At 66.6% G+C, this 2,614-nt stretch carries 2 protein-coding genes and 1 pseudogene; all 3 read left to right on the top strand.

The window, feature by feature from the left end:
• The first annotated feature begins 400 nt into the window (after nt 1-400).
• On the top strand, nt 401-1,255 hold the full coding sequence (locus DBR20_RS04025; protein ID WP_108265276.1) for a glycosyltransferase: 855 nt from the start codon (nt 401-403) through the stop codon (nt 1,253-1,255).
• The gene (locus DBR20_RS04020) at nt 1,252-2,091 is read left to right on the top strand and encodes a glycosyltransferase family 2 protein (RefSeq protein WP_108265275.1); all 840 of its coding nucleotides are present in this window, start codon (nt 1,252-1,254) and stop codon (nt 2,089-2,091) included. The genes DBR20_RS04025 and DBR20_RS04020 overlap by 4 nt, the downstream gene beginning before the upstream one ends.
• Nucleotides 2,092-2,209: 118 nt before the next feature.
• A pseudogene (locus DBR20_RS04015) lies at nt 2,210-2,614 on the top strand (nicotinate phosphoribosyltransferase); the annotation flags it as partial.

Here is a 2,614-nt window from a genome sequence, read left to right as displayed (position 1 = left end):
TCCTTGGGGGCTCGATGGCGCCATCCATGGCGCCAACGGTCCTGCCAGCCCACACCGCCCCACCTCTGACAGATTCCGATGGCTGTGGGTAGGTGTCGACCTTGGTCGACACATCTGTCAGATATCGAAATGAATCTGGGGTCAGATCCGTTTTCCTGCGGAAAACTGTCGAAGGCGGGGTGGTGTCGGATTGCGGGGTGTCAGCCGCATGGATGCGGCTGCCAAGCCCCCAGGGATGGGTTTACGGCGTCCCCCGCAACCGGACACACCCCGCCATCCCACAGGAAACCCGCTTCGGCTGTTGCTGTTGCCGTTGCTGCGGCCTCTGCGGGTGCCGGGTGCAACCCGGCCGACACCCACCCGATGCTACGCTGTGGCCACCGACAACCACGGAGGCGGGATGGGGGCGATCGTGTTGTTGCCGCTCGGCGTGGACGACGCGGTGCTTGACCGCTGCCTTGCCGCGCTCGATGCCGGTACCGCAGCGGGCACATCGATCTGGCTGGGCGATGACGCGCAGGCCGGGCCACGTGCGCAGGCGGTGGTCGAACACTGGCTGGCACATACCCCGCTGCAGGCCGAATACACCCGCCGCGCCAGACCCCTCGGCGAGGTCGCCCACCTGGACGAAATGCTGCGTGCCTGCGATGGCCTGGACGTCGCGGTGCTGGCCCCGGACAGCGTGCCTGCTCCAGGATGGTTGCAGCAGCTGCAGGCCACGTTCGCTCGTGACGCCGCCATCGCCACCGCCACGCCGTGGTGCAATGTGGGCGAAACCGCTGCGTGGCCGCGGTTGGGCGAGCTCAACCCCGAACCGAGCGACCCGGCGCTGCTGGCCAACGTCTGCGCCGCACTGCCGGCCCTGCACCCCGAACTCCCCTCGGCAGTCACTCACGCCGTGCTGGTGCGCGCCAATGCGCGGCGGCGCGCCGGCGGCCTGGATGCAGAAAGCTACCTCGGCTGGAACGCGGCGCTGGTCGATCTGAGCCTGCGCATGGCCGGCCTCGGTTGGCGCAACGTGCTGTGCGAGAACGCCTTCGTCAGCCGTGCCAGTGAAGCGCCCAGCCGCGACGGCGATCTGGAGGCACTGGCCGCGCGCTGGCCGGGTTGGGTACCGCGGTTGGCTGACTTCCTGATGCACGATCCGCTGCACGCGTTGCGCCAGGACCTGCAGCACAACCTGCAGCAGGCGATAATGCCGCGCGGGCAGGGCGACCTGTTCGTGCCGCCATCACCGCTGGAGCCGCCTGTTTGAATTCCGCCATTGCCGCCATCGTCGTCACCTACCAGAGCGGCAGCACCATCGATGCCTGCCTGTCGCGACTGCGCCAGGCGCAGGATGTGGCCGAGATCCGGGTGATCGACAACGGTTCGCTGGATGACACCCTGGAGGTCGTGCAGCGCCACGCCAGTCACGATCCGCGTGTCCGTTTCATCGCCAACCCGGACAATCCGGGTTTCGCCGCAGCCAACAACCAGGGCGTTGCCGATTCACGCAGCCCGTGGCTGGCCTTCATCAATCCCGACCTGATGGTCGACGTCGATACCCTGGCCGCACTGCGTGACCGTGCCGGGGCGGTGGGCGATTGCCTGCTGGGTGTGGAGCAGGTGGACGAACACGGCCAGGCCGATGAAGCGGTACGTCGTCGTGATCCGGACTTCCTCGCCATGCTGCGCTCGCCCGGTCGCGGCGCGCGGTTGGCCATTGCCCGCGACCCGGCGCAGCCGTTGCAGCAGGTGCCGGCATTGTCCGGTGCGCTGCTGTTGATGCCGCGCGCCTTGTTTGATCGCATCGGCGGCTGGGATGCCGGCTACCGGCTGCATGCCGAAGACCTGGACCTGTGCCGCCGCGTGCGTGAGGCCGGCGGCGTGGTCGCCATCGCCAACGACCTGAAGGTGACCCACGTGCGCGGGGTGTCCAGCCGTTCGCGGCCGTTCTTCGTGGAATGGCACAAACATCGCGGGCTGTGGCGCTACTTCAGCAAGTTCGAAGCGTCGCAGCGGTCGTTGCCGGTGCGGATGGCAGTGTGGGGCGCGATCTGGGCCCACGCGCTGGTGCAGGTGCCGAGGCTGCTGCGCAGGTCGCTGTAACACGCAGCCACAGGATCATCCACGCAGGGCGTGGATCTACTGCAGAGCCGCACCGTGGGTGAGGGCGTCACCTCCACTGCGGACCCCGGTTCACCCCTACAGGCGCATAATTCCAGCCATGCCTATCATCCAGTCCCTGCTCGACACCGACCTGTACAAGTTCACCATGATGCAGGCGGTGCTGCACCAGCACCCCGGCGCGCAGGTTCAATACCGTTTCAAATGCCGCACCCCTGGTATCGAACTGGCCCGCTTCATCGACCAGATCGATGAGGAGATCGACCACCTGTGCAGCCTGCGCTTCAGCCTTGAAGAGCTGGACTACATGCGTGGCCTGCGCTTCGTGAAGCCGGATTTCGCCGACTTCCTCGGCCTGTTCCACCTGGATCGCAAGTACATCAAGTTGCGCGCATCGAAGACCGTGCCCGGTGAGATCGAACTGGATATCACCGGTCCGTGGCTGCACACCATCCTGTTCGAAGTGCCGCTGTTGGCGATCATCAACGAAGTCTGGTTCCGCAAC

It is taken from the genome of Stenotrophomonas sp. HMWF023 (assembly GCF_003060985.1).
Classification (GTDB): domain Bacteria; phylum Pseudomonadota; class Gammaproteobacteria; order Xanthomonadales; family Xanthomonadaceae; genus Stenotrophomonas; species Stenotrophomonas lactitubi.
The sequence above is the reverse complement of the archived record's forward strand: the minus strand, read 5'-3'. Positions and strand labels throughout refer to the sequence as shown.

What these genes read in the sequence shown, in the direction of transcription:
- DBR20_RS04025 (WP_108265276.1), top strand. Translation starts at nt 401, where the DNA reads ATGGGGGCGATCGTGTTGTTGCCGCTCGGCGTGGACGACGCGGTGCTT.